The sequence below is a fragment of the Massilia sp. BKSP1R2A-1 genome (assembly GCF_050586525.1).
Taxonomy (GTDB): Bacteria; Pseudomonadota; Gammaproteobacteria; order Burkholderiales; family Burkholderiaceae_D; genus Telluria.
In genome coordinates, this window is sequence record NZ_JBOBRE010000004.1 from 348982 (window position 1) to 373896 (window position 24915).

23 protein-coding genes are annotated in these 24915 nt (G+C 54.8%); 13 read left to right on the forward strand and 10 right to left on the reverse strand.

Annotated elements, in window-relative coordinates; all coding sequences use genetic code 11:
* Window positions 1–324 precede the first annotated feature (324 nt).
* Window positions 325–654 carry an H-NS family nucleoid-associated regulatory protein gene (locus tag ACQ7JA_RS09030; RefSeq protein ID WP_430896751.1) on the reverse strand — a complete coding sequence of 110 codons (330 nt, stop codon included), beginning with the start codon at window positions 652–654 and terminating at the stop codon, window positions 325–327.
* A 139-nt stretch (window positions 655–793) separates the two neighbouring features.
* Here ACQ7JA_RS09030 and ACQ7JA_RS09035 point away from each other — a divergent pair, with 139 nt between their 5' ends.
* From ACQ7JA_RS09035 to ACQ7JA_RS09075, 9 genes are all read left to right on the forward strand, one after another.
* Window positions 794–1420 carry a tyrosine-type recombinase/integrase gene (locus ACQ7JA_RS09035; protein WP_430896753.1) on the forward strand — a complete coding sequence of 209 codons (627 nt, stop codon included), beginning with the start codon at window positions 794–796 and terminating at the stop codon, window positions 1418–1420.
* Between the two features lie 487 nt (window positions 1421–1907).
* Entirely contained in the window at window positions 1908–2684 is a 777-nt protein-coding gene (locus tag ACQ7JA_RS09040; RefSeq protein WP_430896755.1) for a hypothetical protein, read from the forward strand.
* A gap of 181 nt (window positions 2685–2865) precedes the next feature.
* On the forward strand, window positions 2866–4113 hold the full coding sequence (locus ACQ7JA_RS09045; protein WP_430896757.1) for a hypothetical protein: 1248 nt from the start codon (window positions 2866–2868) through the stop codon (window positions 4111–4113).
* 416 nt (window positions 4114–4529) lie between these two features.
* A complete protein-coding gene (locus tag ACQ7JA_RS09050) occupies window positions 4530–5573 on the forward strand; it encodes an LPO_1073/Vpar_1526 family protein (RefSeq protein ID WP_430896759.1) in 1044 nt (347 codons plus the stop codon).
* A 262-nt stretch (window positions 5574–5835) separates the two neighbouring features.
* A complete protein-coding gene (locus ACQ7JA_RS09055) occupies window positions 5836–6357 on the forward strand; it encodes a hypothetical protein (protein ID WP_430896761.1) in 522 nt (173 codons plus the stop codon).
* A 137-nt stretch (window positions 6358–6494) separates the two neighbouring features.
* Entirely contained in the window at window positions 6495–6947 is a 453-nt protein-coding gene (locus tag ACQ7JA_RS09060; RefSeq protein ID WP_430896763.1) for a hypothetical protein, read from the forward strand.
* Between the two features lie 149 nt (window positions 6948–7096).
* Complete coding sequence (locus ACQ7JA_RS09065; RefSeq protein WP_430896765.1) at window positions 7097–7420, forward strand: hypothetical protein; 324 nt, start codon at window positions 7097–7099, stop codon at window positions 7418–7420.
* A gap of 501 nt (window positions 7421–7921) precedes the next feature.
* Window positions 7922–8329, forward strand: a complete 408-nt coding sequence (locus ACQ7JA_RS09070; RefSeq protein ID WP_430896767.1) for a DMP19 family protein — start codon at window positions 7922–7924, stop codon at window positions 8327–8329.
* A 549-nt stretch (window positions 8330–8878) separates the two neighbouring features.
* A complete protein-coding gene (locus ACQ7JA_RS09075) occupies window positions 8879–9538 on the forward strand; it encodes a lysozyme inhibitor LprI family protein (protein ID WP_430896769.1) in 660 nt (219 codons plus the stop codon).
* A gap of 431 nt (window positions 9539–9969) precedes the next feature.
* Here ACQ7JA_RS09075 and ACQ7JA_RS09080 read toward each other — a convergent pair whose 3' ends face one another.
* The 6 genes from ACQ7JA_RS09080 to ACQ7JA_RS09105 all read right to left on the reverse strand — a co-directional run bounded on the left by ACQ7JA_RS09080 (window position 9970) and on the right by ACQ7JA_RS09105 (window position 18778).
* Window positions 9970–11130, reverse strand: coding sequence for a TniQ family protein (locus tag ACQ7JA_RS09080; RefSeq protein WP_430896771.1), 1161 nt, complete (start codon window positions 11128–11130; stop codon window positions 9970–9972).
* Between the two features lie 374 nt (window positions 11131–11504).
* The gene (locus ACQ7JA_RS09085; RefSeq protein ID WP_430896773.1) at window positions 11505–13238 is read right to left on the reverse strand and encodes a TniQ family protein; all 1734 of its coding nucleotides are present in this window, start codon (window positions 13236–13238) and stop codon (window positions 11505–11507) included.
* Window positions 13239–13258: 20 nt separating this feature from the next.
* On the reverse strand, window positions 13259–14755 hold the full coding sequence (locus ACQ7JA_RS09090; RefSeq protein ID WP_430896775.1) for an ATP-binding protein: 1497 nt from the start codon (window positions 14753–14755) through the stop codon (window positions 13259–13261).
* On the reverse strand, window positions 14755–17169 hold the full coding sequence (locus tag ACQ7JA_RS09095) for a hypothetical protein (protein WP_430896777.1): 2415 nt from the start codon (window positions 17167–17169) through the stop codon (window positions 14755–14757). The genes ACQ7JA_RS09090 and ACQ7JA_RS09095 overlap by 1 nt, the downstream gene beginning before the upstream one ends.
* Complete coding sequence (locus tag ACQ7JA_RS09100; protein WP_430896779.1) at window positions 17160–18053, reverse strand: hypothetical protein; 894 nt, start codon at window positions 18051–18053, stop codon at window positions 17160–17162. Before ACQ7JA_RS09100 ends, ACQ7JA_RS09095 begins: the two co-directional genes overlap by 10 nt.
* Before the next feature lie 425 nt (window positions 18054–18478).
* Window positions 18479–18778 carry a helix-turn-helix domain-containing protein gene (locus ACQ7JA_RS09105; RefSeq protein WP_430896780.1) on the reverse strand — a complete coding sequence of 100 codons (300 nt, stop codon included), beginning with the start codon at window positions 18776–18778 and terminating at the stop codon, window positions 18479–18481.
* Between the two features lie 302 nt (window positions 18779–19080).
* On the opposite strand from ACQ7JA_RS09105, the gene ACQ7JA_RS09110 reads away from it, so the two are divergent.
* The 3 genes from ACQ7JA_RS09110 to ACQ7JA_RS09120 all read left to right on the forward strand — a co-directional run bounded on the left by ACQ7JA_RS09110 (window position 19081) and on the right by ACQ7JA_RS09120 (window position 21107).
* The gene (locus ACQ7JA_RS09110; RefSeq protein WP_430896782.1) at window positions 19081–19410 is read left to right on the forward strand and encodes an ArsR/SmtB family transcription factor; all 330 of its coding nucleotides are present in this window, start codon (window positions 19081–19083) and stop codon (window positions 19408–19410) included.
* A complete protein-coding gene (locus ACQ7JA_RS09115) occupies window positions 19407–20390 on the forward strand; it encodes a cation diffusion facilitator family transporter (RefSeq protein WP_430896785.1) in 984 nt (327 codons plus the stop codon). The genes ACQ7JA_RS09110 and ACQ7JA_RS09115 overlap by 4 nt, the downstream gene beginning before the upstream one ends.
* Before the next feature lie 96 nt (window positions 20391–20486).
* Window positions 20487–21107, forward strand: a complete 621-nt coding sequence (locus ACQ7JA_RS09120; RefSeq protein ID WP_430896787.1) for a hypothetical protein — start codon at window positions 20487–20489, stop codon at window positions 21105–21107.
* A 9-nt stretch (window positions 21108–21116) separates the two neighbouring features.
* On the opposite strand, the gene cysK is transcribed toward ACQ7JA_RS09120, so the two are convergent.
* From cysK to tcdA, 3 genes are read right to left on the reverse strand one after another with little or no spacing between them, the layout of a single operon-like run.
* The gene (gene cysK / locus ACQ7JA_RS09125) at window positions 21117–22049 is read right to left on the reverse strand and encodes a cysteine synthase A (protein ID WP_430896789.1); all 933 of its coding nucleotides are present in this window, start codon (window positions 22047–22049) and stop codon (window positions 21117–21119) included.
* Window positions 22050–22109: 60 nt separating this feature from the next.
* Entirely contained in the window at window positions 22110–22655 is a 546-nt protein-coding gene (locus ACQ7JA_RS09130; protein WP_430896791.1) for an FKBP-type peptidyl-prolyl cis-trans isomerase, read from the reverse strand.
* Between the two features lie 35 nt (window positions 22656–22690).
* The gene (tcdA, locus tag ACQ7JA_RS09135; RefSeq protein ID WP_430896793.1) at window positions 22691–23572 is read right to left on the reverse strand and encodes a tRNA cyclic N6-threonylcarbamoyladenosine(37) synthase TcdA; all 882 of its coding nucleotides are present in this window, start codon (window positions 23570–23572) and stop codon (window positions 22691–22693) included.
* 89 nt (window positions 23573–23661) lie between these two features.
* On the opposite strand from tcdA, the gene pdxH reads away from it, so the two are divergent.
* Window positions 23662–24864 (forward strand): pyridoxamine 5'-phosphate oxidase, encoded by a 1203-nt coding sequence (gene pdxH, locus ACQ7JA_RS09140; protein WP_430896795.1) that lies wholly within the window; start codon window positions 23662–23664, stop codon window positions 24862–24864.
* Window positions 24865–24915: the final 51 nt, after the last annotated feature.

Here is a 24915-nt window from a genome sequence, read left to right on the forward strand (position 1 = left end):
TGCACATAGTCGCAGTCAAGGGTGCAGTTGCTTGATCTATATCATGGTCGAAGCGGACGGGTTCTCTACAATGTACTGATGACTACTCAGCTTGAACCCGATCTTCACCGCAACGCTAAGTTGCTTGTTGCGGCTGTCCAGTTAAGGAAGACGCATGGGTTACTGTATGCGATGCGGTTTCTTGAGGACCGTGGCTTTGCCAACGTGGTTATTTGGGAGGTACTCAATCTCATCCCGGCTGGCACAACCAGAGAACCTCCACAGTCGTAAATCAGGTACAGAACTGCGTTGCACTACTGGTGGAAGCGATGTCAATACTTCCTGTCAGATGCGGAAGTCATCTATGGACTTTCCGCTAGCGAGCCCTTCTGCAATCCACTTCGGCTGGCGCCCACGACCAGTCCAGGTCTGGCTATCGTCACCGGGGTTTTGATAACGCGCCTGGACCTTTTGTCCCTTGCTGCTCTTCGATTTCTTGCTACTTGCAGCAAGCAGCTCCTCGACCGACACCCCCGCCTGCTGAGCGATTGCTAGGATTTGCTCCCGTGCTTTCTGCAAATCTTGGTGCTGGCGGTTCTTGATTTCCTTTTCAATGTCGTGCTGCAGGCCCTTCAGTTCGCCAAGGTTGTAGCCCGACAGATCAATATTTGCCATGATGATATCCCTTCAATTTAGTTGAATGTCTTGCGCATTGCATCGATTCTACTATGCGCCATGGGCTAGCTCGACTGCAATTGCACCTCTTCCTCTAGCTGCGGACCAAAATTAGGCCTTGCTCACTAAGGAGGTTGACATGAACACAAGTAGCGATGCCGGCAGCCGGCGTATTCCATGGAACAAGGGGCGTCTGGTCGGTCAGAAGTTCCCTTTGAAGTTGAAGGAAATCTGGGCGATAAGGATCCGACTGCAGATTGCGGAACACTCAAGAGATTTAGCACTTTTTAATCTGGCGATCGATAGCAAGCTGCGTGGTTGCGACCTCGTCAGTCTGAAAGTGAAAGACGTCGCTCAAGGTGGCAGCATATTCCATCGTGCGATTGTTATGCAGCGGAAGACCCACCGGCCTGTTCAGTTTGAAATCACGGAGCAGACTCGCCAATCGGTTCAAGGCTGGATTGCAGCTGGAGAGCTTACATCGAACCAGTATCTATTCCCGAGTAGGGAAAAGAACTCGCATCATCTTTCGACTCGTCAGTATGCACGGATCGTCGCCAGGTGGGTGCGATCCATCGGCTTGGATCCAGCGGCGTATGGAACTCATTCAATGCGGCGGACGAAGGCGACATTGATCTATCGTCGTACGAAAAATCTTCGTGCTGTACAGCTGCTTCTCGGCCATACTAAGCTAGAGAGCACAGTGCGCTATCTCGGCATTGAGGTCGACGACGCACTCGAGATCGCTGAGCAGACCGAAGTCTGACTTACGAAACAGGATCTGTCGCTCATAAATGCGTATAAGTGGCCTTGTCGTCAAGGCCGCTTACGGCTTGGAAAATTGCTCTCGACATGGATGGTAAAATTTTGCCGGGCCAAGTTTCCTTTTTCGTTGGTGCGCTAAAACTTGCGGCAGTTGGCCAGCCGCCGAACAAAATACTGTTGCGCGATAGCGCCCGGTATCGAAAGGAAAAACATGCGCAAACAGCCTGCTATTCTCGAAGGTGCATACCAAGTGATCGAGAAGCGTAGCTTGCGGGCTACGGCCGAGACTGACCCCGCAAAGTGGAGCATTTGGAAAGAAATTTGGGCCTGCTCGACGTTTGAGGAGCTTGCGAGGCGTTGTCCCGCCCCCATCCATACTACAAGCACGAATCGACGCATCACTTGGAGAACTGAGGCTCGGTGGGCATTGAAGTGCGGCTGGATAGTCCAAGTCAAAAAGCCGTGATGACGAAAACATGGAGCACTTATTGTTCACCGATCTCTTCTCGCCACGGCCCGACATTTGGGAACTGCGCGGCGATTCGCACCTCTGGGATGAGCTCGCGGTGCATCTCGCCGAGGTCGCAGTGCCAAATTCTGCAAACGCAGTGCGCCAGATCATCGCAAGTGCGGTCGAGGCTTTGACGGGCGCGACCCTGGACGGAAGTGGCGTGGTAGTGATCGATCGCTATCCAGACGACGGAATGTCGAGCCGTCATGTATCCCTGCGATTCTGGAACGAGAAGGCGCTCCCGCTTCTTATTTCTCGGTTCCGAGGACGGCCCCCGAAAACGCGAGACTATTTCGCAGAGCTTTACGTGGCTGGCTTGTTCGGCGACGCCGGCTGGGCTGTTTATTTCCCGAAGCGCGACGTCGGCTTTGACTTCGTCGTATCCAAGCAGGTAGCAGGTGACATCATACTCCGCCCGGTACAGGTTAAGGGACTGTACCCGACGCCAGAGAAGCGGGACCGAGACACGTATGGCTTTGCTGGCGTCCTTAGCGCCGTGCATCCCGAGATGGTCGTAGCTATGCCATTCTTTTCAGCCAGAGAGCGGGGTGCTGCTCCGACATGCATCGCCTTCATGCCGCTGGCTGCCATGCGAGACCGCGAACGTGGTGGTGTTCGGTGTGTTCCATGCAGCCTGTCCAAAGGCGTACCGCGACCGCGCCCAAGCTTTCTCTCGTTCATGGGCGATGCAGGATTGAAGGCGCTGGAAAATCCAACATGGAGTGCCTCGGTCCCTGTCGGTATTGCTTTATAGGGAAACAGCGTTTGCGACTATCGGTGGATCTTTTGCCGCTTTGCAAAGCGGCTAATTAAGTGCAACAGGCCGGTTCCGGCCAAAAGCGGTCGTTCCGCTATGCATGGAACCCACAGCAAACTACAACACGCTATTAGATTAATACCGACCTGATTCGATTAGCTGCTAATTCTTGCACTCAATGAAAATCTCACTGATAGAAAATGGCCTTGATTCGCTCAAAAAAGGGTATGGGCATCTAAAGAAGTATGAAGAACTCGACGCAGATCCAATGAATGACACGCAACGTTTCTCGTTGCTTAAAGACGCGATATTGGCCATTCAACATGGCGTAGAGATTCTCTTTAAAGATATTTTGCGCAACAAGAATGAAATACTTCTGTACTCGGAAATAAACGCAAAGCTCAAGCAAGCTTTCACGAAAAGACGAGAAGGGGTGATCACAGAACTATTCGAACTTGACGGCGTTCATACCGTGACTTTTAAAGAGTCACTTGAACGGGTTCGAGATATTTGCGGAATTGAAATTCCGTCAAAATTAAATAAGAGTCTAATTAAAGTTGAAGCATGGAGAAATCTTCTCATGCATAGTGCTGTTTCTCTGCCTGAAGTGCAGGTTGCAGCCGTCTTAGGCGGGTTAATGCACAGCCTTGACAATTTTTTCTCGACTGCAATCGGGGAAAGATATATCAATGGTCAAGGTCGTGTTGATTTAGAGCGTGCCTACAACTTATACATAGCATCTCGTCAGGTACCGAACGATTTGAAAGAAACAGTAGTTAAGAGGCTAATAGCTGCGCTAAAAGAGCATGGGGTAAAGGATGTTACTGCCCCCGGCGTCTTCTTGGTGAAAGATTATGATAAAGCGATTGGTATTTTGTCACATATCCAAGGCGATGATCTCGTTTATGGTTGTGACTTTTCTAATCACCACTGCTCAGGCCTTGCTAAAGTAGTTGGAGCTAAGCCGGGAGGCATACTTCGAATCTACACCGAAGATATTGATAACTATTACGATATCGGTCTTGATGGGATAGTCGTGTACGTGCCAGCCATAGCCGGCGACCTGTCGCCACTTGTTTTCGTCTTCTCAAAACAAATTAGCCAGATAGGATCTAGTCCTTATAAGCGCGACAAAGATCTGATTACTATTCAGGAAGGGTATATCCATGAAGATGGTAATGAAATATGGGAGGCTGACGATTTTAAAGCTACGCGTAGTCGAGTATACAAAGATGATGGTTCTGCAAGTGACGAGGGACTGCGGAAGATATATCGTTTCCTTGGCGCGGGCTGTGCAATGTTCTTAAATGTGCAGAAACTAAAATATGGTCGATCCGTCAGACTAATGCACGACCCGCGCTTGCAGGAAATTCAAGCGTTATACAATCTATTTAACCAGTATGTTAGCGGCCATATTGAAGAATAAGAGCGGGCTGTTGCCGCGTCGCAAATAAGACGTATGCTCACTAAAAAGCTGTCATGACGTGGGAGCGTCGCAGTGCCGGGAAGGGGGCGTCTACGGAACCATCAGGATTAACAATTATTCATATGGATCAGTTGACGCAAAAATGTGGAGTGGGATACAAGTCACTTAATCTTGATAAGGCAGTCTAAAATGTTCAAACTCGTCGCGATTCTTGCTTTTATGGTCACTGGTGCCTGGGCATTTTTGAAGCCTGGTTGGGATAGCATCTGCGCCGCGCTAGCCGCCCTGGTTACGGTTATAAGCGCATTTATGCAGAAAGGCGAACCGACACAATCGCAAACAGTGGGCTCTGGCGGGGTTGGGATTCAAGCTGGACGAGATGTTTCTAACCATGATATCTCGAGCAGAGGATAGTCGTGATCGGTGATACACAACAGCAGGAAGTGGGCGATGGCGCACTAGCAGTTCAAGCGCATCGGGACGTGACCGTCAATGTTGGCCTCACTTATGAAAACGTCCGGACGTTAGCGCTCGACACCTTCCGCGCTGAGTTCGTCAAAATGCTCGACATGGCCGGCGCGATCGCTGAAGCACGTGCGACGAGATTGCTCAATGAGTACATTGCTCGCGTCGAGCGTGAGAATCACACATCTCTAGGTAACGCAAGCGACCCTGATTTTCGATACAGCCTTTACATGGCCCAGAAAATCGCTGCCCGCAGTGGCGATGCTGACCTGCAGTCCCTTCTTGTCGAGTTGCTTGTACAACGTTCGCATCAGCCCATCAGGAGTTTTGTCCAGCTCGTGCTAAGCGAGTCTATCGAAGCAATTCAGAAAATTTCAGCAGCGCAGATCAACGCACTAACGCTAGTTTTCGCAATAAAGCACATGAAGTTCTTAACAGTGTCGTCGTTCGCAACTCTGTTGGATACGCTCGACCAGTACGTAGAGCCTTTACTTCGCGATATCGCCGGTTCAAATGCATCCATAAGTCATCTGGAATACGCCGGATGTGGAACGGTTAATACTACCGAGAAGTTCGAAATGAATAAGGCGATGCTTTGTTTTTACCCTGGTGCCTTTCAGTCAGGCGTTTCAGAAGCAGATGTTTGCGTCAAAGTCTTGAGTCCTGCTGCGCGCACACTTCTTGTTCAGTGCGAGCACGACGCCCGACATGTCCAGGTCCTTGGTGGAAGCTTGGAGAACGTGCGGGCACTTTGCGATCAGTTCAACTTAGCAATTAACGACCGCAAGATGCTGGAAGCCATCTTTAATTCTCGCAGCCAAGTGAAGTTACTCGAGTGTTGCGCGAGTCGTCGACCGTATTTTGATCACCTTTGGAAGGTATGGGACGACACTCAGCTCTCTAACTTCTCTTTGACAAGTGTCGGGTTTGCGATCGCGCACGCGAATTTGTCAAAGTTTGGTCCTATTCGCCCTCTAACGGATTGGATTCATTGAAAGCCTCAGCATGACAAATGTTGACTTGGATTACGACCGCAGATGCAGTGCTACATAGGCAATAAACAGATGTAGACTAAGTCGAATGAACGGGATAGTAATGAGCTTTAGTCGCAGTAGGAGAGGTCTTGGAAAAACAGGACGGCAACGCGAGAGGCGTTCGCACTTCTGAAAGAGATAGGTGGCTCTGAGCAGTTTGCGTAGAGTACTGGATTGTGAAGCAGATGTCCGCAATGGGTCGACAGTCGTTATACAATAGCTTATGGCTACCAAAAAAAACCAACCAGCAATCAAGCCGTTCAAAAGCTATGAAGGACTGACCCTTGAAGGCATTGCGGCGCAAATCGTTCACTCAGTATTGGTATGGAAAACCCATGAGCTAAGCACACGCAATGACTGCCAACTAGTTGTGAACAACCTGATTCGCTCATATCACGCGCGCTTAGCGGCTCGGTCGAAAGATCCCCTCCCGTCCTCAAAGAAAGCAATTACTGAGCGCAAGCGCGGAAACAAGCCGATCGTTGAGCACGCTATTCCAGTTGCATGCATTATGAAGCATTTACTCGAAAAGACCGTGAAAGGCGACTTCGTTGATGGGCCCGCGCTGATTCCGAAAGTGATGAAAGTTCTCGACGCTACAGCATTGCGGGCTTGGGTAACCAAAAGCGAGCACAATGCACTGCGGAACCTTGGCTTAGAGTGCTGCATGCCCGAAGGCCATAAGCATCCTTGGCCTGATCGCTGGGCCCGTTACCGCATCGCAAAAATTGAGTTGGCTAGTTGACCCCGCATAGGTACACACTGATCTATATCGATCGGCCGAGTTCGGCCAGAAGCAGACGTTTCCGTCCGAAACGGGTGTTTTTTGTTTAAAAGACAAGGTATGTCAGTTATTCGATGCAGTTAAAAGCAAGCAATGACATGCAGCGCATTACCATCACGATTGATCATGTCTTCGATATCACGACAAGCCTGTCGCGAGGCAGGCAGCATTGCACTTTCTTCAACTTTCAAAGCGGCGAAACAAGTCAATTTGGCGTTGCGCTTCCAGGTAAGCCCGGACTTGAGAATGGCATGACGGTGTCCGCACTGCTTGAAGAAAGCGATAACTGGCAGACCTTGTTGGGGTGGCTCAACCATGATACTGGTGAGATCGTCTGCTGGAGTCGCGGACCCCAGGTGTTGTTCTTTTTGTTGTCATTTCCAGCGGCCGCCTTCTTGCTCGACTTAAGTAAACAGTCGCTCAACGTTAGTGTGGCAGGTTTCCTTGTGCTTGCGTTTTGTCTCTGGACTACCATTCGAGATTACATTGTATTCTCCAAGGCCAGACGTACCCTTACAGCGATAAAGAACGAGGAGTTTCACTTAAATTGAACTCGAGGTCCCGGATGCTTTTACGCTTCACAGCTTGTTGGGTGTCTGGTTCGGATCGGCAGCTGCCGTACAGTGAGCGGCAGCAATCGGCCAAAAGCGGACCTCGCGATGTACGCTGTAACCCGCGAATCAAACGAATTGGAAACGAGATGGCATCGTCCAAACCGATTGAGCTTCCCTTCACCCGTGACTCGGTGATTCGTGTCCTTACCTACGGCGCCAATCCGGAGGCCAGCCCGTATAGTCACAAGCAGATCGCTGAGTGGTGTGATCGTTTCTGGTGCCAGTATCTAGATATTGATGCTGAGCCTGCAATTGAAGAATTACTTCCTGTGTTGACCGACGTCGAAACGCAATGGGACCTCTATCTTGCGAACACATACTCGATTGAGGAGTTGCGCTCGAAAACGTTTGATAGCGAGACTATGCCGGTACAATGGTTTCGCGATTGGCTCAAGGAAGTCGAGAAGTAATGCCTCGGAACGTTCGCAATGAACGGCCGCGTTCGGCCAATAGCGATCGTTCGAAGCGAGCAAAAGGAAGAGGTATGGCAAACCCCAAAAAATGGAGGCGTATAGCGATCTGGGTTACTGTTGTTCCCCTCTTGGTTTCGCTATTTTCCCAGTGCCTCATCTGGCTGCTTCCAAACTGCAACCCGACTCCCTACTCGGTGAATCAATGTGTGATCAGTGGGCATCAAGTCGGTTCGTTTGTAATTGCAGGCTTACTCGGTGGGCTTTATGTTGCCGCGCTTCTAGGACTTCTGATCTCTATACCTTTGTTCGGGGCATCTTTGGTCGTGCAACGGCGTCGCCTCAAATCTCGATGAACGTCTGCAATGGGTCGGTTGCGGTCCTTCGTGACAGTCTGCGATTTTTTTGCCGCGGCTACCTGCTATGCTGAGCTCAATGGCCGCCTTCGGCCAGTAGCGGACTAATGACTCTAATACTTCCGCCCTCATAAAAGGAAATTTAATGTCTCGTAATATCGATACATGTTTTGAAATTTTCGACCAGGTAAAGCAGCTTGCGCTACTAGATCAGTCCTGTCGCGCCGTAGTGACCGTCTACTCGGCATGGGGAGTTATTGGGAATGGAGGCCTACAATACTTCTTCGAAAACAATTTCGACGGTGATCCTTCGTTTGACGTTTTCACAGAGGCTTTTCATACTGTGGGACTTGACGAGATCGCGACACGTTTTTCAGAGTTGGTGGCACTGTTTCCTTTCGGCGATCCGCACAAGTCCAGTCAGAGGAGGCAGGAGTTTCTCGATTCTCAACCGCCAAACTTCACCGCCGCAATGGAGAAGCTTGAACATCTTATCTATAAACACAACGATATTGAAGGAACGTTAAACGCGTTCCTGACGCGCAAACCTTAATTCAAGGTGGAGAACGTCTGCTCTCGGCCGGTAGCTGCCGTACTCTGGACGTCAGCTACCGGCCAAAAGCGGCCCTTTTTGAACCTCTTAATTCAGGACATTCTGATGCCGCTTTACACATACGTAGTGTCGTACAAGGGAGCGACCCATGTGGCCCAGGGTAGCCATAGCAATTTCAAGGGCTTTATATCTACGTGGTGTTCTAACATACCTGCTGGAGCACTGCCGGCCCTAACGCCTATACTCCATCGTGAGCTTGCAGAGCAGGCATATCGAGGCGAATTCCCACCGGTAGCGAACCTCAAACATACTTGGCGGAAGTCCATCGAGCTTGGTGGGAGTGAATTTGTTGTCGTAGCAGTGCAAACTCAGCTATAAACTTGGATTGCAGAGACCGCTTTGGGTCGGTTGCGGTCCTTCGTTAGTCCGCGACTTTTCGGCCCTGGCTACCTGCTATGCTGAGCTAAACGGCCGCCTTCGGCCAGAAGCGGACGTCTGATGTGTTCTAAATCGAACGGAGAAGGTAGTGAATCAAGAATCGACATACAAATGAGCACTGTTCCAAGAGCATTTATTTTTCTAGCCGTCTCTTCGGCCTTTTCGTACGCTAGTGCCGCGAGTTTCGACTGCAAGAAGGCGAAGTCTAGGAACGAACAGCTGATTTGCTCAAATTCCGAACTTTCCTCACTCGACGAAGTCTTGAACAAGGTCTACCAGCGTGCATACAACACGGCTGCGAACAAGTCAGTCGTGCGGCAATCGCAACGCGATTGGCTGGAGTCATCGGAGTTGGACGCTTGTCGTCAAGCCGAATGCTTGAAGCTGCATTTCTCCGAGCGTATCGCGCTATTGAAGGATGTGGCAGCGAATGGAGAGCCCTTGTCGCAATGGAGTGGTATCTACGTAAGGTATTCAAGCGGAAAAGTTGATACAGATGCGGCGACGATTTCTGTGCTAGGACTTCGATCAGGTCGTCTCTATGTATCGGGCACGGCTCTCTGGTATGGGCCGCAAGCCAAAATCGGCCAAGTCAATGATGGCCAGATGACGGGTTACTCCGACCCCATCATGGCTGGTGAGAGCGCAAACTTAGATGCTGACGGGTGCTCAGCAAGTCTGCACCTGCGTGGCACCATTCTCGAGGTCAAGGATGAAACCGGCTGCGGTGGGCTAAACGTGACGTTCAACGGGACGTACCGACGGAAATAGGTTTGCGCAACTTCTGCTTTGGGTCGAAAGCAGACCGATGAACGTTAGTCCAGTGCACGATACGTTAGACACCCTTACCTGTAACAGCGAGCAGTTGCTAAAGCTGATGGGACGCCGGATCGCAATGGACCTGCCAAAGGTGAAACCAACAGCTCATGCGAGAGACGACTGACTCCAAGTTGCACTTCTTTTATAAGACTGACCGTAGAGGGGTGAACGTCGCAGGTTGTCGAGCGTATTCATACGTTGATGACTCTGGAAGCGCAGCTGCGTGAACTGAGGGGTCGCAGCATGGTTGCAGGTTCATACTTGGATCTTAGGTGCGCTTGGTACGGAAGGGGTTGCGTCCTTTATCGCCACACCGGTCACCACGTTCGATTTGCAGATGAAGGCCGTGTAACTAGAACGAAGCGTAGGAAAACGCGCCTACGTCAGAATAAATGAGCTTGTGCAGCTGTACATCGTGCGTCTGGGAAGTTCAAATCAAACCATTTGGTATCGTTGCGTAATAACCATTTAAAGGACGTGCGCGCGACAAGGAAAAACTCACTTCGCAATGGCAGCGCGCGGTTATTCATAAATTCAAGGCACACCCTTCGATGTATCAATTGGTCATCAGCTGGACACGGCGGATTCATTTCGGCTTTTGCTAACCCAGGGCAATCCATGACGGCCTGCCACATACAATGCTCTAGATACCCTTGCCATGACCCAAAAAGCCAGTCAATAAGCAGTAGGTTATGTTGTGGGCGACGCCATGAGTTCGCACGCCGGAAGCTACGGGCTAAGATGCCTAAGCCTTCTGGCGATAGGGATTCACGAAAGTCTGCGTTATGTTTCAGGAAGCTATATCGTTGAGAAAATTCGGCGGCGAACTCTTCGTTCCGGATCTTACCGGTGGTCGTTAAGATTCCTCGACTCCCGAGTGCTCGGAGCATCACCGCGTGCGAAGAGGTAAGATCCGGGATATCGCTGATGTAGAACAGTGCATCGCTCGCTAATTTGCTAAGCCGCACGAGCACACCCTCATATGAGGCGATATTAACTGACCAGTAATCCGTGGTAAGAGTAGTCTGCTCTGGCAATAAGAAACGAATGTGTCGGTCGTTATTCGGCGCGATCGAAAGCTTTAAAGGAGTGTGGTGTATGAGGCAAAAGAACGCCATGGGAAGCTGGTGAGCTCTGCGCCAATGCGATATACCGTACGTCGATAGATCCGACTCAACACAGTATGGGCACCCACGCCAAGTGTTGACATTGCCGTTGGATAAAGTTGCTAGACCATAGCCAGCAGTTTCTACAGGGCGCCGCCACTTTGCAGCGCGCCAAGGTGGCCCGCCAATCCGCTCGAAGAAGCCGCACAGGGTCGTTCCTAGCAAAACTTCTCGCGGATCACCAAAATGTCCTCCTGTTGCTTCACAGAAGCGCGACAGATTTACTGGGAACTCCGCTATTCGAATATTGGACGATGGGCCAAAGAGACTCCTGCAGGCCTCGCGATCGTCGCGCGCTGCATTCTGCAAACGCGTGCGGGCTGCTATGCTGTAAAGCGTTTCGTCATATCGAAGGATTGGGAGGAAATTGATCTGCATTTATCAACTTTGGAATGAGTACTTGGGCAGTGAGTAGCGACTAACAAGGTCTTCAATGATCGCTCGTTTCTTGTGGGTAGTCCTTGATGTCGAACGATGTACAAGCTCAGCAAAGGTTTAGCCAGCGCACGCTGGCTCTTCGGCGAACGTGCTCTGAATGACTTCCTATAGCAAAGAAATGTGGGAGCATATGCAGCAATTGAGGCCACAAGCAAGCCCAGGTCATTTGCTCATGACAGTTGATGCATGCTTACGCATCCACTGATAAGCACGTGCTTGTGCCGAAACGGCGATCACTAAACAATGCAACGACACCATCTAGAGAAATGTGTCAGAGAGGACCCGACTAGCTGATATAAAACGTCGAGTTAGATTCAGGAAATAGCTCGCCGTTGATACGCCCTTCCCGCCTGATAAAACACTCTTTCGGGACAGGGTCCAGTCCAGTCTCGGCCAATGCCCCGCGTTGAGAGCACAGCATTAATTTCCTGCGCCGAAGCACCGCCACATCTGGGCACGTCTAAAAAATATTCGAGGATAGCTCTGCCTTTGTGCAACTCCAACTTAGAACGACTGCAGATTACAGACAGGGAGCTACTAGGCTCATGTAGAGATTGCAGTGTCCAGAGCATACGACGCGCAAAGAAATGCCAAACGCTTTCCGCATTCTCTTCCGCTGCTGCACGTGCTAAAGGAAACCTTTCCTTCGACGGCAACCGAACTCCTTTCGGACGAAATTTCGCTGCCGCGATCAGTTTATTCATTGTGACACGATAGGGCCGTTCGTCACTCGCGTAGATAATTCTTGCGCTTTCGTTGATGGCTTCGGCCCATTCGATGTCCGATTGTTTTTCACGCTCTTTAATCTCAGATTCTTTTCCAGCTCGGCGTTTCTTTTTCGCCGCGGCGGCACGTAAGCGTGCATCGATTCGTTCACATGCATCTGGCAAGATTTTCACCAAACGCCTCATGCCGCCGCTGTAGAACTTCCAAAGCTGATGACTGTCGTAGCCATGCCGCTGCGCTACTGCAACCATTTGCCTCAACAGCATTTCTGAGGTTTTCTTTAAGTCAGCATCTTCGCTTCGGGCACTATCCGACACATCTGCAGCGCGAGCGCTGGTTCTCGCCTCCACAATCTCTTGGCACCTACGCGTAAATAGATTCGGGTCCCGAAACAGAAAATAAGCAAGTAGTAGATGGCGGTGGAGAGGGATCTCATCGAACGACCAGCTTTCCAAGACTTTGAACCAGCCTGAAATGCGGTGTTGACGGTATGCAGAGTCGACGATTGCAAGGAGCTTCCGGCCGAAGAACATCTCGACAGACGCAAAAAGCGCCTTTTGCTTAATTCTTTCACGTCCCCAACCGAAGCCGACCTCCGCCGCGCGCGTTCTGTAAATTCCAACCAGTTCCCCTGGTCTCAGCTTGACTGGCTCAGCCTCCAGTAGTTCACGTGTGAAGCTAGCGAAATTTACTTCAATCTCTGATGGCTCGGCCGCCTTTGATTCAACTTCCGCGGACAGCGCATGACCGCAGTCGCATCCTAGCCAGGCCGACAAAACCAGTTGCGTTGGCTGTGCAAAAGGCTGCCGACAAGACGGACAGCGGTCTAGCAGGGTCGCTGCGTGCTTCCAACATGCTGTTACACCTGGAATTTGATGAGCTCGATGAATGTAGGGAAAGCCGTGTTCGCATTCGTCATCAACTAAGCATTGACGGCAAATGTGAGTTAATCTGCTATCACCGTTTATACGCCGGGCGGGCGTGACAGATGCGCCGATTTTTTGCTGTCGTTTTCTCCCACCCCATGTTGCCCCAAGAAACCTCTGGTACAGCGGCAATAGCGTACTTTCCGCTTGTAAATGCACCAAGTTTAGTGCTTGTGAACCTGGGAGCCGTGCTGCCAGCGCGTCAAGGTGCGGTTGAATTAGGTTAGTCAGACTGAATGGAGATCTATCGAACAGTTGTCGAAAAGTGGTCGCCATCGTTGGCCTGCCTCTACGAATATGATAACGGCTGACTCGTGAACCGATCGTTTCATCGGGCAGCCCAGCAGGAAAAAAAGGAACGGGTGTAGTGGGTGACTTATCGTGCTTTTCGAACATCCGGGAACTCCTATCTATTCCTATAGTGATTGGGCACCATCTTGTTTTAGCTGCTCCAAGCCAGTAATCAGGTGTTCCTGCAAACCTTCATTCCGTATGTCTTCAGTATGAAGACCTGCGCGCTCTGTCGCTCTTTTCGTTGCTTGGTTGGTCTTTCTGGTTCGATTGCGTTGTGCAGTTTCTTTCGCTTGCTGAGCTACTGGCTTCCGCGGCTTTGCTAAGGTCTTAGAACTTTCTCCCTTGCTCTGCTTACTTTTTCCAGAAGTTGCTGCCTCGGCAGAGTTGTACAACGTCGTAAACAATCCCCATCGAACTGCATACTGCTCCCACGGGACGTCATCAAACTTCTGTAAAAGAAGCGGATTCTTATCTCGAAATCCAGCAATAAGACTTCTTTCCTTTGTGCTAAAATCTGCTCCCAAAAACGCCTCACTCAAGTGTTTTTCGGTAATGAATTGATCGCCGAGGTCAAGTGCTAATCTCTGCGCCGAAACTAAAATCCTTGCGGCATAATCGCGGATGCCGCCGCAGTAATGGAATAAAATCCTGCCATCTTTGTCGTCGATCGGCGAGCGTTTGGGCATGACGTTGTAACGCCACATTGCGGGTGCGAGAACGTCAGTGAAGTCGTAATCATCGATCTCCATCGGATGCATTTCGATATTTCCACCCGATCCGGTGCGGCGCATATCCTGCGAAAATCTATCCAGCGCATCCATCCCAAGTGGATTCCCCATCAGGACCAACGGAATCCCAAAATTCAGAAGTCGCAGGAAGAAAGTCGCTGCCAAGCCCCCTCGAGCTCCACCGGAAAAATTACGACCCTGCAACTCGTCAATAACCAACACACCAACGCCGTGGTTATTCAAAATAATGCCAACGTGGACAGCAAGTTTTTCGTTACTAAGGTTCGTGAGGCTACGGTCGAGAGAATAATCAGTGCCAGCCTTATCATCGAGCTCGACGAGGATCTGGAGCAGCAGTCCACCTAGAGACCCGTCATGGCTCATGCCAACATAGAGCCACGTTACCTGTGTCATGTGGGTCCAGTCAGCTGCTTGAGAATGACCATGCCGGAAAATTTGCGGGATTAGCTTCAAAGCGCGTAAAACTTCATATGTCTTTCCAAGCCCGGTTATACCGGTTATTCGCATTCCTTTCGCAGATACGGGAAACCATGGCAAGTCACGCAAATCCTTGCCAGCGAAGCGAGCGATCGCCATTCCTTGAGCACGATTTGGAATCTGTATGGGATTGCGCCCAGTATAGCCACGTCGAATCATTCGAAACAGTCGGGTCGTAGTGTCAATAGCAGTGAGTGTCGGCTCGAACATTTGCTCTTGCATGCGATCGAGAAGGTCGAGGCGTGACTGCGTATTCAAATGAGCGACATCCAATCTAGCAAGGGGCCAATTTGTCAACCTCTCCTCAAGATCATTTGTGTCTAAGTGTTGCTCAATTGGCTCAAGGAATGGGTTTCCAAGCGTCGACTGAAACGGGTCCTCGTGCGCTTTCATCAAAACTTCCTTTCCCTATTGAACTTTGCTAACCGAGCTCTTCTCATATCAATGAGTCCGCCGGACGTGCCATGCACCAGTTGAGCGTGCACTTGATCTACCAAGTCAGGGAGCTCATCTACTTTAGGCGAAGCTGACGCTTGCAGAGGCTCTACATTTGGCGGAGAAGCTGGGCCCTGGTTCGAAAGGCGGCGAATTTCATCGTCAAGCTGCGCTTGCTTTTCGGCCGCCTGCGCCTTGCGCACACCATCCCTCTTTCGATCTGGTTGTGCTCCCTTACTCAACGATTTCTGCATGAACTTTAGGTTTTCCTTCGCATCCGCTGTAGCCTCTTGTCGGAACGCCTGCTGATCAACCCCATCCTGATCTCGGCGCGAAGCAACTGTGACGCTATGCACCTTTTCTAAGTCGTTAATTGCGCAAAGATCGGCGATGCCACCCTCGTGTACCATGATGAAGTCATCCTTTATATTGGGGATTACATGCACGCCATGCTTGTCGAGCAGAAGGACATGGGTGAGGTCATCTGGGTCGGCACGGACTTCAATATGCTTGGTACCTTTTGCAATGCATTCGCGAATGATTCCGGCGAGCGCTAAATACTCGTGATTGAAGCGCGCTCCGTGTAATAGCTCGACCGCATTGCCTGTGTTCGGTCGGTGCAGTGTCAAGCCCGCACGTGACACGCTTGCCTTGAATTTTGGAAGCAGATGGGCTCGTAGATAAGTAGGATCAACAGGTTTTCCGGAAACGTATCCATTTGCCTTTGCCCAGCGAAAGAGCCCGATCCGTGTGCGATCTATGGGCTTGCCCTCCGCAGCAAATTCCCGTTGCATCTCCGTCGGGATCATGTGCAGGGGCAGCTCTTGCTTCGTGTTTGCCCAGTGAATCCAGAGCAGGAGGAGGCGTGTGTAGCTGAACCTGTTCAGGAGTGCGTTGGTAATAGGTAGCGGCTCGCCTCGCTTTGCTTGCCGTCCCTTGGTAGTTCCTGCAAGGTGGTGGTCAAATAGACGATGACGGGAATGGTGGCCTGACTCCGACGAACTATTACGATCCGCTCGACCACTGGCCACAAACTCGATGCGTGATTCAAGCTCGCCCCCAATCGACTTGATCCCATCGCAACTCCGTAGCTCACCGTTATCGGAGAGATATTTAGTAAAGAAAAGGGACGGAAAGTCTTCTGGCGGTAGGTCTAAGTTGTAGCGCTTGAGAATTGATGACTTGTCGGTCGCGGCCCTGAGAATGGCGAGTTTAGCGTCATCAGTCCCGAGGCCACCCAAATTGACATGCCATCCCAGGTACAGTCCTGACCAAGCATCACGCACAAACAGACCGCGACCAACTCCGATCGGTTGAAGAGGATCGCTACACGATACAAAATTGACGTCTACTGGGGAAGCATCCAGGGAGCCTACTTGGCCTATCGTAGGAATACCGTCGCGTACAGATCCAGAGAGCGGCCTATAGTTGCGAGCCCACTCTCCCTCGCCCATCAGTCTTCGGGCTGCGCCTGTGCCATCGCCCCCTCGCGGACCGTGGTACGCAAACTCGATCGGAGTTGGTCTCAGATGAGCGTCGAGCAAATTCGGGACTAAGTGTCCATGCTTTAGCGTGTAACCGTTGCTGTAGAAGGTGGCGCTCATCGCAAGAAACGCTTGGGAAACTGTAGTTCCTCCCCGCACGAACATGCTGAAGCCATCTTGGATGTTCTGGATATGTGCATCTGTGAGGGCGAGGCCGGCGAGCTCTGGATGTCCAGCTTTCACAGCGGCATTTTTACGGCCAAGCTTTACATTATTCTTTGCTCTACGTGGTACGCCAGGCGCTCCCGACTTACTTGTGGTATTTGGGAGGAGTGCATTTCTTATGCATCCAAAAGCATAATATCGATGTAGCGCGTCAAACACCTGCCCAGGGCTTACCCCGACCTCTCGCGCACGGTCGCGCACCATTGCGTCGAGACACGTAAGATCAGGTGGACGTTTTCCTGAATTCTGGGTCAGCTCAATAATCGGATCGATCAACTGCATCTTGAAATTACGCTTAATCTCAAGGGGAGAGCGGTGACGATCTTCTAATGGGATCTTCGGATCGTCTTTTGGAGGCGAAAGCTTCCTCAGATCGGTATCACTTAGATGCCAGTGTCCCGGGAGTTCCAGGACAGTTTTCTTGATTACCTTGGTATCGAGTAAGGACTGCAGCAGGGAAAGCCTGAATGAAAAGAAGCCCTTCGCGTAATAGTTAGCCTGCTTTCGTCCAGGGAGCTTTCGCACCGAAGGAATTGGGATCAACGTTGCTCGATCCAAGCGAGGGATAAGCTCCAAGACCCGGTGTAATCCAGCAAGGGGGTTGTCCTCGGCGACGCTCATGATCACGTCACCCACTACGATAAGCTCGTCGGTCACAACCATGTCTCCCCAAAAAGGGTGCGACGCAATGAGTCGCGCCAAGCCCGGCCACCTGGTTGCGGCGGGCGCGAGGTAAGAATCGGAACAAACGGATCAATGTCTACGGCTTGCGTCCATGCGCAATGACGAAACAATAGCCACGCATCGTCCGGCTCAATTGATATCAGTTTTGCGACTGCCTGAACTGTCTCATTGATTGGACGTTCAAGATCTTGGTTGAAGCAATCCGCGAACTGCTGCCGCAGCTGAACCAGATGAGGTGCGCAGTCGAGTGTAGAGGCGTCCAGCCACCATTCGAGTCGTCCTGCGATCGACAAGGGAATAAGGGCTGAACTCGAGACAAAATACTTGGCACCGATATCGATCGAATACCGGCGCTCGAGCTCTAGTCGCTCGAGAGTGCGCAACTTAACCTTTGTGTTCAGCTCCTTGATAGGTTTGGAAGAAAATATTGCTAGAGCGTTACCCTTAGGTAACGGCACAGTTGCCAGCAAATCGAGAGTCGCCACGTACGGCAGTCGGGTTCCGAACTCGAACCCGTGCTCGATCCCAGCCTCACGAGCGAGCGTGAGTAAGCCACGCGACCAACGCGCTTGAGCCGGGGGCATTCCCGGCGTGCCCTCCAGTGGATGCGGATGAGGGATGGGCCAAATGGGAAATTGCTCGCGTAGGTCCTTGACGCCCAGCCAGAGCAGCAAGAGCGCTGTGTGGTATTCGCCGCGAGAGAAATAGTGTGCCGTGCGTTGAAGCGGCGGCACCCAAGAAACCGCTTGATTGGAGTTAGGGGAAGGATTCTTTCGCCGCAGCATCAGCCACGGCAAATAGGAACGGCCATGGCCCATGCCTCGCCCCTGTTGAATCAATTCGCACATTTTCTTGTGCGTCATCGCACCTGATCGCCGCAGCTTTGGACGCGGCTCCGTCGGGAAAACGATGTCAGACTGGTTACTATCCAGCTGGAGTACAGGCGAGTCGTCCAGGGCACTTCGCAACATCGGTTCCGCTTCCCTTAGTGGTGGTACCCGGACAGGTGCTAGCTACCAGCGAATTGCCATGGCCCCGGTCGTAGGTCAATGCTCAGATGTAAATATTTCCTGTAACAGCAGTAAACAGTCCTACTAGTTTCATTTACTTGATCGCCAGGAGGCTGGCATGTACGACCGCCCCTCCCCTTGCTACACAACGCATACAGACCACGCAACTCTTACACTTTGCCCCCTGCCTTTTTGTTGGGTTCGCTTCTCCGTCGTTTTGGAAGCGACGAAACTTCGGGTAACTCATGTGACATCGACTTCGGGAGGCGCAGAGCTATTTACATGAGCTCCAACTGCACTGGATGCAACGTTCCAACTTGCCGGCGCAGTTCATTGAACATTCGGTAAACCTCCTCTGAAGCCTCACCAGGAAGAACGATCTTGCGCTGCGACTCGTCGAGCGCGCTGAACAGTCGGGACTTCCAGTCATCGCTCAGTCCTAGACGCTCGACCAGACGATTTACAGAATCAGGCGCTGGAAGGCCCTTCGTGCCGAGCTCGATGGCTGAGATATAACTTTGTTCGTAACCCAGTCGCGCGGCAAACTCCGCCTGGCGGAAGCCGCAAGCTAGCCGCAATCTCGGAACAGATTGCGAAGGGGCTCATATACTAGACTAGATCTAGATGTTATTAAAACAACTTTGTGAACTATTATGAGCACAATTTCTCCTTTGTCAATCGAAAGCGAGTTGGGCCACGAAAGCTATGCCATGAAGCGCCAACAACTGAACAATCAGCAACTTGGTTCAAGGTTCTATTATTTGTCGCCCTACCGCTGTTCAAGACTTTATTATTCTGTTCAAGCTTCTATTAGGACGTAACAGCGGGCTGGCGCTTGCAGACACCGTCGTTCTCACCTAACATATGAACATCTCTTCACATGTTGAATATGAGAACCGACACCGACTACGCCCCCGGCGCCGTCGAAGAGCTCGCCGACCTCTTCCACCTGCTTGGCGACGCTACCCGCCTGCGCATCGTGCTCGCCTGCCTGGCCCAGCCGACCGCGGTGGGCGACATCGCCGCCGCGCTGGACCTGTCCAGCTCCCTGGTCAGCCACCACCTGCGCCTCTTGCGCGCGGCCCGCATCGTCAAGGCCGAGCGCCAGGGCAAGCAGGTCTTCTATGCGGCTGCCGATGCCCACATCAGCAGCCTGCTCGCCAATATGTTCGAGCACATCGCCGAACCCGCCAATGGAATGGACACATGAGCCACGATCACCACCACGACCACGAGCACGGCCATTCCCACGGATTCGGCCACCACCACCACATGCCCGACCCGGCCAATCACGGCCGCGCCTTCGCGCTGGCGATCGGCCTGAACACGCTGTTCGTCGCCATCGAATTCATCTACGGCTTCATCGCCCACTCCACCGCCCTGATGGCAGACGCCGGCCACAACCTGTCGGACGTGCTGGGCCTGGTGCTGGCCTGGGGCGCGGCAATGCTGGCCAGGAGCGCGCCGAAGGGACGCTACACCTATGGCCTGCGCGGCTCCTCGATCCTGGCAGCGCTGGGCAACGGCCTGCTCCTGATGATCGCTTGCGGCGCCATCGCCCTGGAGGCCGTGCAGCGCTTCTTCGAGCCGGCGCCCGTGCAGGGCATGACGGTGTCGATCGTCGCGGCGATCGGCGTGGCGATCAACGGCTTCTCGGCCTGGCTCTTCATGGCCGGCAGCAAGGGCGACCTGAACCTGCGCGGCGCCTACCTGCACATGGCGGCCGACGCCGCGCTGTCGCTGGGCGTGGTGATCTCGGGCCTGGTCATCATGGCTACCCGCTGGACCTGGATCGACCCGGCCGTGAGCCTGGCGATCGTGCTGGTGATCGTGCTCGGCACCTGGTCGCTGCTGCGCGAATCGGTGCAGCTGTCGATGGCGGCCGTGCCGCCCGGCGTGGATGCGGGCGCGGTGCGCGAGTTCCTGGTCACCCAGCCCGGCGTCAAGGAGGTGCACGACCTCCACATCTGGGCGATGAGCACCACCGAGAACGCGCTGACCGCGCACGTGGTCATGCCCGGCGGTTACCCGGGCGACCGCGTGCTGGACGAGATGGTGGCGAAGCTGCGCAGCGATTTCGCGATCCACCACTGCACCTTGCAGGTGGAAGAAGGCACGACGCACCACGGCTGTGCATTGGAAGGGCACGAGCACCATGAGCATGAGCACGCGCACGGCCACGCCCACTGAGACGAGCGCCCCAGGGGGCGCACGCTAGCCTTTGTCATCATGTTGAAATAAGCACATGGTCTGATTCCTGTCTGACGCAGACAGACAAGGAATCCCATGCAAGCCGATCATCCTGTATTTGCCAAGATCTTCGCCCCCATCAACAGGCGCTGGGGCACCTGGCGCGGCCTGGTCCGCACCGTGATGGCCCAGCTCCAGCTGGCCACCGGCGGCCTCGACGACTTCAAGCTGCGCCAGCCCGAGGGGATCCGGCGGGTGGTATTCGTCTGCCGGGGAAATATCTGCAGGAGCTCGTTCGCCCACCAGCTGGCGACCAGCTACGGCCTGCCGGCGGCCTCGCTCGGCCTGAAAACCAAGACCGGCGTGCGTTCGCCCGCGGCCGCGGTCGAGGCAGCGGCCCGTGCCGGCATCGACATGGATCTTCACCGCGCCACCGACCTGAAGGATTTCGAGGTGAAGCCGGGTGATCTGTTCCTGGTGATGGAGCCTGGCCAGGCGATCGAACTGCGCGAGCGCCTGGGCGGGAGGCAGGATGTCAGCATTTCCCTGCTGGGCCTGTGGTGCCCCGTGAGCATGCCGCACCTGCACGACCCGTTCTCGCTGGGCGGCGACTATTTCGATACCGTGTTCATGCGCATCGACCAGGCCGTGTGCGCCCTGGTGCGCGAGCTGCGCCGCTCGGCCCAGGTGGGCCGGAACGAAGCGCTGGCGGCGTGAAAGGAAAACTCAGCCGGCCAGGTTCGCGTACAGCGCCGTGCTGAGGTAGCGCTCCCCAAACGAGGGGATGATGGTCACGATCGTCTTCCCGGCATTCTCGGGCCGGCGCGCCACCTGGATCGCGGCCCACAGGGCGGCGCCCGAGGAAATCCCGACCAGCAGCCCTTCCTCGCGCGCGGCGGCGCGGGCGGTCTCGAAAGCGTCGTCGTTCTTGACCGCGATGACATCGTCGTAGATGCCCGTATTGAGCACTTCCGGCACGAAGCCGGCGCCGATGCCCTGGATCGGGTGGGGACCCTTGGTCCCCTTCGAGAGCATGGGCGAGGATTCCGGCTCCACGGCGATGGCCTGGAAGCCCGGCTTGCGCGCCTTGATGACTTCGCTCACGCCGGTGATGGTGCCGCCGGTGCCGACGCCGGCAACCAGGATGTCGACCTTGCCGTCGGTATCTCTCCAGATTTCCTCGGCGGTGGTGTTGCGGTGGACTTCCGGGTTGGCCGGATTGTTGAACTGCTGCGGCATGAAGCAGTGCGGGTCGGACGCGACCAGTTCCTCGGCGCGGCGGATCGCGCCCAGCATGCCTTCGCCACCCGGCGTGAGCACCAGCTCGGCGCCATAGGCGCGCAGCAGCATGCGGCGCTCGTTGCTCATGGTTTCGGGCATCACCAGCTTGCAGCGGTAGCCGCGCGCGGCGCACACCATGGCGAGGGCGATGCCGGTGTTGCCGCTGGTGGGTTCGACGATGACGGTGTCGGGCCCGATGCGTCCGGCGCGCTCGGCGGCCTCGATCATGGCCAGGCCGATGCGGTCCTTCACGCTGTGGGCGGGGTTGTGGTATTCGAGCTTGCCGAGGATCTCGGCGCCGGCGCCCTGCGCCAGCCTGCGGATCCGTACCAGCGGCGTGTTGCCGATCAGTTCAGTGACATCGTTCGCGATGCGCATCCCGGTCTCCCGCAGTAGGTCAGGGCGCGGGCCCTGCAGGCCCGGCTCGATGAGTTGGATTTACTTCACGTCCACCAGTTCCACGTCGAAGATCAGGTCCGCATCCGGCGGGATCATGCCGCCGGCGCCGCGCTTGCCGTAGGCCAGGACGCTGGGGATGACCAGGGTGCGCTTGCCGCCCACCTTCATGCCCGCCACGCCCTGTTCCCAACCCTTGATGACGCTGCCTGCGCCCAGCTGGAAGTTGAGCGGCTCGCCGCGGTCGAAAGAGGAGTCGAATTTCTTGCCGCGCTGCTTGGGCGCCAGCGGCTTGTGCAGCCAGCCGGTGTAGTGGACGTACACGGAGCTGCCGCGGGTCGCTTCCTTGCCCTTGCCCACCACGCGGTCGATGATCTCGACCTGCGGCGTCGGCACGGCCGGGACCACCGGTTCGGCTTGTGGCGAAGTGGCTTGCGGCTGGGTCGCCTGCGGCACGGCCTGCTGTTCCGGCGCCGGCTGGGTGGTCGGCTTGGAGGGGTCCTGTTGTTGCTGCTGGGTAGTGTCCTGGGCGGCTGCGCTCGCGGCAAAGGCGAGCGTCAAGGCGGCAAATGCGGTACGACGGATCATGTGGGCTCTTCCATCAAAGTGATCAATAACTGATCCTATGATAGCAAGGCCTCTTCCGCTTGCACAGTTTCCACTTTGTCTACAAGTTTCTGTGCTGCCGCGTTGGCCCCGTCGGCCAGCTTGCGCAACAGGTGGCCGGCCGCCACCATGCCGAAGGTTGCGGTGACCACCATGCTCGAACCGAAGCCGGCGCAGTTCAGGCCGGTGATGCTGCCCGCGTCGATCGCGCAGGCGTCGCCCGCCTCCGGATAGCGCAGCGGCTCCATCGAGAACACGGCGTCGATGTGGTACTTGTTCTTCTCGCCCTTGGCGAAGCCATACTGTGCGCGCAGGATCTTGCGCACCTTTTTCAGGAGCGGCTCCTGCTCGGTGCGGGCCAGGTCGCGGATCTCGATCTTCGTCGGGTCGGTCTGGCCGCCGGCGCCGCCGATGACGACCAGCGGCATCTTGTTGGCGCTGCACCAGGCGATCAACGCGGCCTTCGACTTGACGCCGTCGATGGCGTCGACCACATAGTCGAAACCTTTACCCGCGATCATGCTCTCGAGGTTCTCGGGGTCGATGAAATCCTCGACCAGGGTGACTTCGCAGAAGGGGTTGATCTGCGCGATACGTTCCTTGAGCGCCTCGATCTTCGGCATGCCGATGGTCGAGGTGAGCGCCTGCAGCTGGCGGTTGATGTTCGATTCCGCCACGTTGTCGAGGTCGATCAGGGTCAGGTGGCCGACGGCGCTGCGCGCCAGCGCCTCGACGATCCAGGAACCGACGCCGCCGACACCGATCACGCAAACGTGCGCCGCACGGAAGCGTTCGAGTGCACGCTCGCCGTAGAGGCGCGCGATCCCGCCGAAGCGGCGCGCGAAGTCGACTTCATCGTCCAGAGTGGCTGCAAAAGAAGGGGTATCGTTCAGGTTCATCCCGCCATTTTAGCGGACGATGCTTTCGTATCTGCACTAAAATATCTCCTAGTCAATCAAATTCTTCTCGTGTGTCAACAAAACGCCCCATGACCCCTCTCCTGCACGACACCGCTCCCGATTTCGACCAGCCGATCGCCGTCCTCAAGCATTGCCACAACCGCATCCGCAAGCAGCTCGCGACCCTCGACAAGCTGCTGGCCCACCTGCCGGAATTCGGCGCCGACGAACAGGCGCGCCAGGCCGCGCAGGCGGTCCTGACGTATTTCGAGAAGGCCGCCCAACTGCACCACGATGACGAGGAGCAGGACCTGATCCCCATGCTGCGCGCCGTCGCACAAGGAGACGACGCGGCCACGCTGCAGGCGCTGGCGCCGGTGATCCTGCAGGACCACAAGGACATGGACGCGCTCTGGCAGGACCTGCACGAACAGCTCACCGCCATCGCCGAAGGCAGCGCGGCCGTGCTGTCGGCCAGCGCCGTGCAGCGCTTCTGCCAGCGCTACACCGCGCACATGGAGCGCGAGGAAGGCACGATGGCGCCGATGGCCATGCGCCTGTTCTCGCCGGAACAGATGACCCAGCTGGGACAGGCCATGCAGCGACGCCGTGGCATTGCCACGGACACCCTGCCGCCGCAAGCGCCGGCGATCGGCCAGGCCGTCGCCGACCTGCGCAAGGACTATGGCCAGGCCAGCCTCAACGAAACCGACGTGATGGACGATCCGATGCTCCAGTTCACGCAATGGTTCGAGCAGGCCCTGAAGGCCGAAGTGAACGAGCCGAACGCCATGTCGGTGGCCACGGTGGACGCCAGGGGCCGCCCGAGTTCGCGCATCGTCCTCGTCAAGCAGTTCGACGAGCGCGGCTTCACCTGGTACACGAACTACGGGAGCCGCAAGGCTGAGGAGTTGCAGGACAATCCATACGCGGCTCTGCTATTCTTCTGGAGTGAACTGGAACGCCAGGTTCGCATCGAAGGGCGTGTGGAGCGCACATCCTCCGAAGAAAGTGACCGCTACTTCCGCAGCCGTCCACTGAAGAGCCGCCTGTCGGCCATCGCATCGCAGCAGAGCGCTCCCATCGGCAGCCGCGCCGAGCTCGAACAGAATTACGAGCAGGTGGCGCAGCAGGCCGGTGACGATCCAGCGCGTCCGGAAAACTGGGGCGGTTTCCGTCTCGTGCCCGAGCGCCTGGAATTCTGGCAGGGGCGCCGCTCCCGCTTCCACGACCGCATCGTCTACGAGCGGCAGGAAGACGGCAGCTGGACGCGCCAGCGATTGCAACCCTAGGCCGGCTTCCCGCGCCCTGCGCGCGCCCGGCCGCGATGCCGGAGGTGAACC

What these genes read in the sequence shown, in the direction of transcription:
- ACQ7JA_RS09030 (WP_430896751.1), bottom strand. Translation starts at nt 654, where the DNA reads ATGGCAAATATTGATCTGTCGGGCTACAACCTTGGCGAACTGAAGGGC.
- ACQ7JA_RS09035 (WP_430896753.1), top strand. Translation starts at nt 794, where the DNA reads ATGAACACAAGTAGCGATGCCGGCAGCCGGCGTATTCCATGGAACAAG.
- ACQ7JA_RS09045 (WP_430896757.1), top strand. Translation starts at nt 2,866, where the DNA reads ATGAAAATCTCACTGATAGAAAATGGCCTTGATTCGCTCAAAAAAGGG.
- ACQ7JA_RS09055 (WP_430896761.1), top strand. Translation starts at nt 5,836, where the DNA reads ATGGCTACCAAAAAAAACCAACCAGCAATCAAGCCGTTCAAAAGCTAT.
- ACQ7JA_RS09060 (WP_430896763.1), top strand. Translation starts at nt 6,495, where the DNA reads ATGCAGCGCATTACCATCACGATTGATCATGTCTTCGATATCACGACA.
- ACQ7JA_RS09065 (WP_430896765.1), top strand. Translation starts at nt 7,097, where the DNA reads ATGGCATCGTCCAAACCGATTGAGCTTCCCTTCACCCGTGACTCGGTG.
- ACQ7JA_RS09070 (WP_430896767.1), top strand. Translation starts at nt 7,922, where the DNA reads ATGTCTCGTAATATCGATACATGTTTTGAAATTTTCGACCAGGTAAAG.
- ACQ7JA_RS09075 (WP_430896769.1), top strand. Translation starts at nt 8,879, where the DNA reads ATGAGCACTGTTCCAAGAGCATTTATTTTTCTAGCCGTCTCTTCGGCC.
- ACQ7JA_RS09080 (WP_430896771.1), bottom strand. Translation starts at nt 11,130, where the DNA reads ATGCAGATCAATTTCCTCCCAATCCTTCGATATGACGAAACGCTTTAC.
- ACQ7JA_RS09085 (WP_430896773.1), bottom strand. Translation starts at nt 13,238, where the DNA reads ATGTTCGAAAAGCACGATAAGTCACCCACTACACCCGTTCCTTTTTTT.
- ACQ7JA_RS09090 (WP_430896775.1), bottom strand. Translation starts at nt 14,755, where the DNA reads ATGAAAGCGCACGAGGACCCGTTTCAGTCGACGCTTGGAAACCCATTC.
- ACQ7JA_RS09095 (WP_430896777.1), bottom strand. Translation starts at nt 17,169, where the DNA reads ATGGTTGTGACCGACGAGCTTATCGTAGTGGGTGACGTGATCATGAGC.
- ACQ7JA_RS09100 (WP_430896779.1), bottom strand. Translation starts at nt 18,053, where the DNA reads ATGACGCACAAGAAAATGTGCGAATTGATTCAACAGGGGCGAGGCATG.
- ACQ7JA_RS09110 (WP_430896782.1), top strand. Translation starts at nt 19,081, where the DNA reads ATGTTGAATATGAGAACCGACACCGACTACGCCCCCGGCGCCGTCGAA.
- ACQ7JA_RS09115 (WP_430896785.1), top strand. Translation starts at nt 19,407, where the DNA reads ATGAGCCACGATCACCACCACGACCACGAGCACGGCCATTCCCACGGA.
- ACQ7JA_RS09120 (WP_430896787.1), top strand. Translation starts at nt 20,487, where the DNA reads ATGCAAGCCGATCATCCTGTATTTGCCAAGATCTTCGCCCCCATCAAC.
- cysK (WP_430896789.1), bottom strand. Translation starts at nt 22,049, where the DNA reads ATGCGCATCGCGAACGATGTCACTGAACTGATCGGCAACACGCCGCTG.
- ACQ7JA_RS09130 (WP_430896791.1), bottom strand. Translation starts at nt 22,655, where the DNA reads ATGATCCGTCGTACCGCATTTGCCGCCTTGACGCTCGCCTTTGCCGCG.
- tcdA (WP_430896793.1), bottom strand. Translation starts at nt 23,572, where the DNA reads ATGAACCTGAACGATACCCCTTCTTTTGCAGCCACTCTGGACGATGAA.
- pdxH (WP_430896795.1), top strand. Translation starts at nt 23,662, where the DNA reads ATGACCCCTCTCCTGCACGACACCGCTCCCGATTTCGACCAGCCGATC.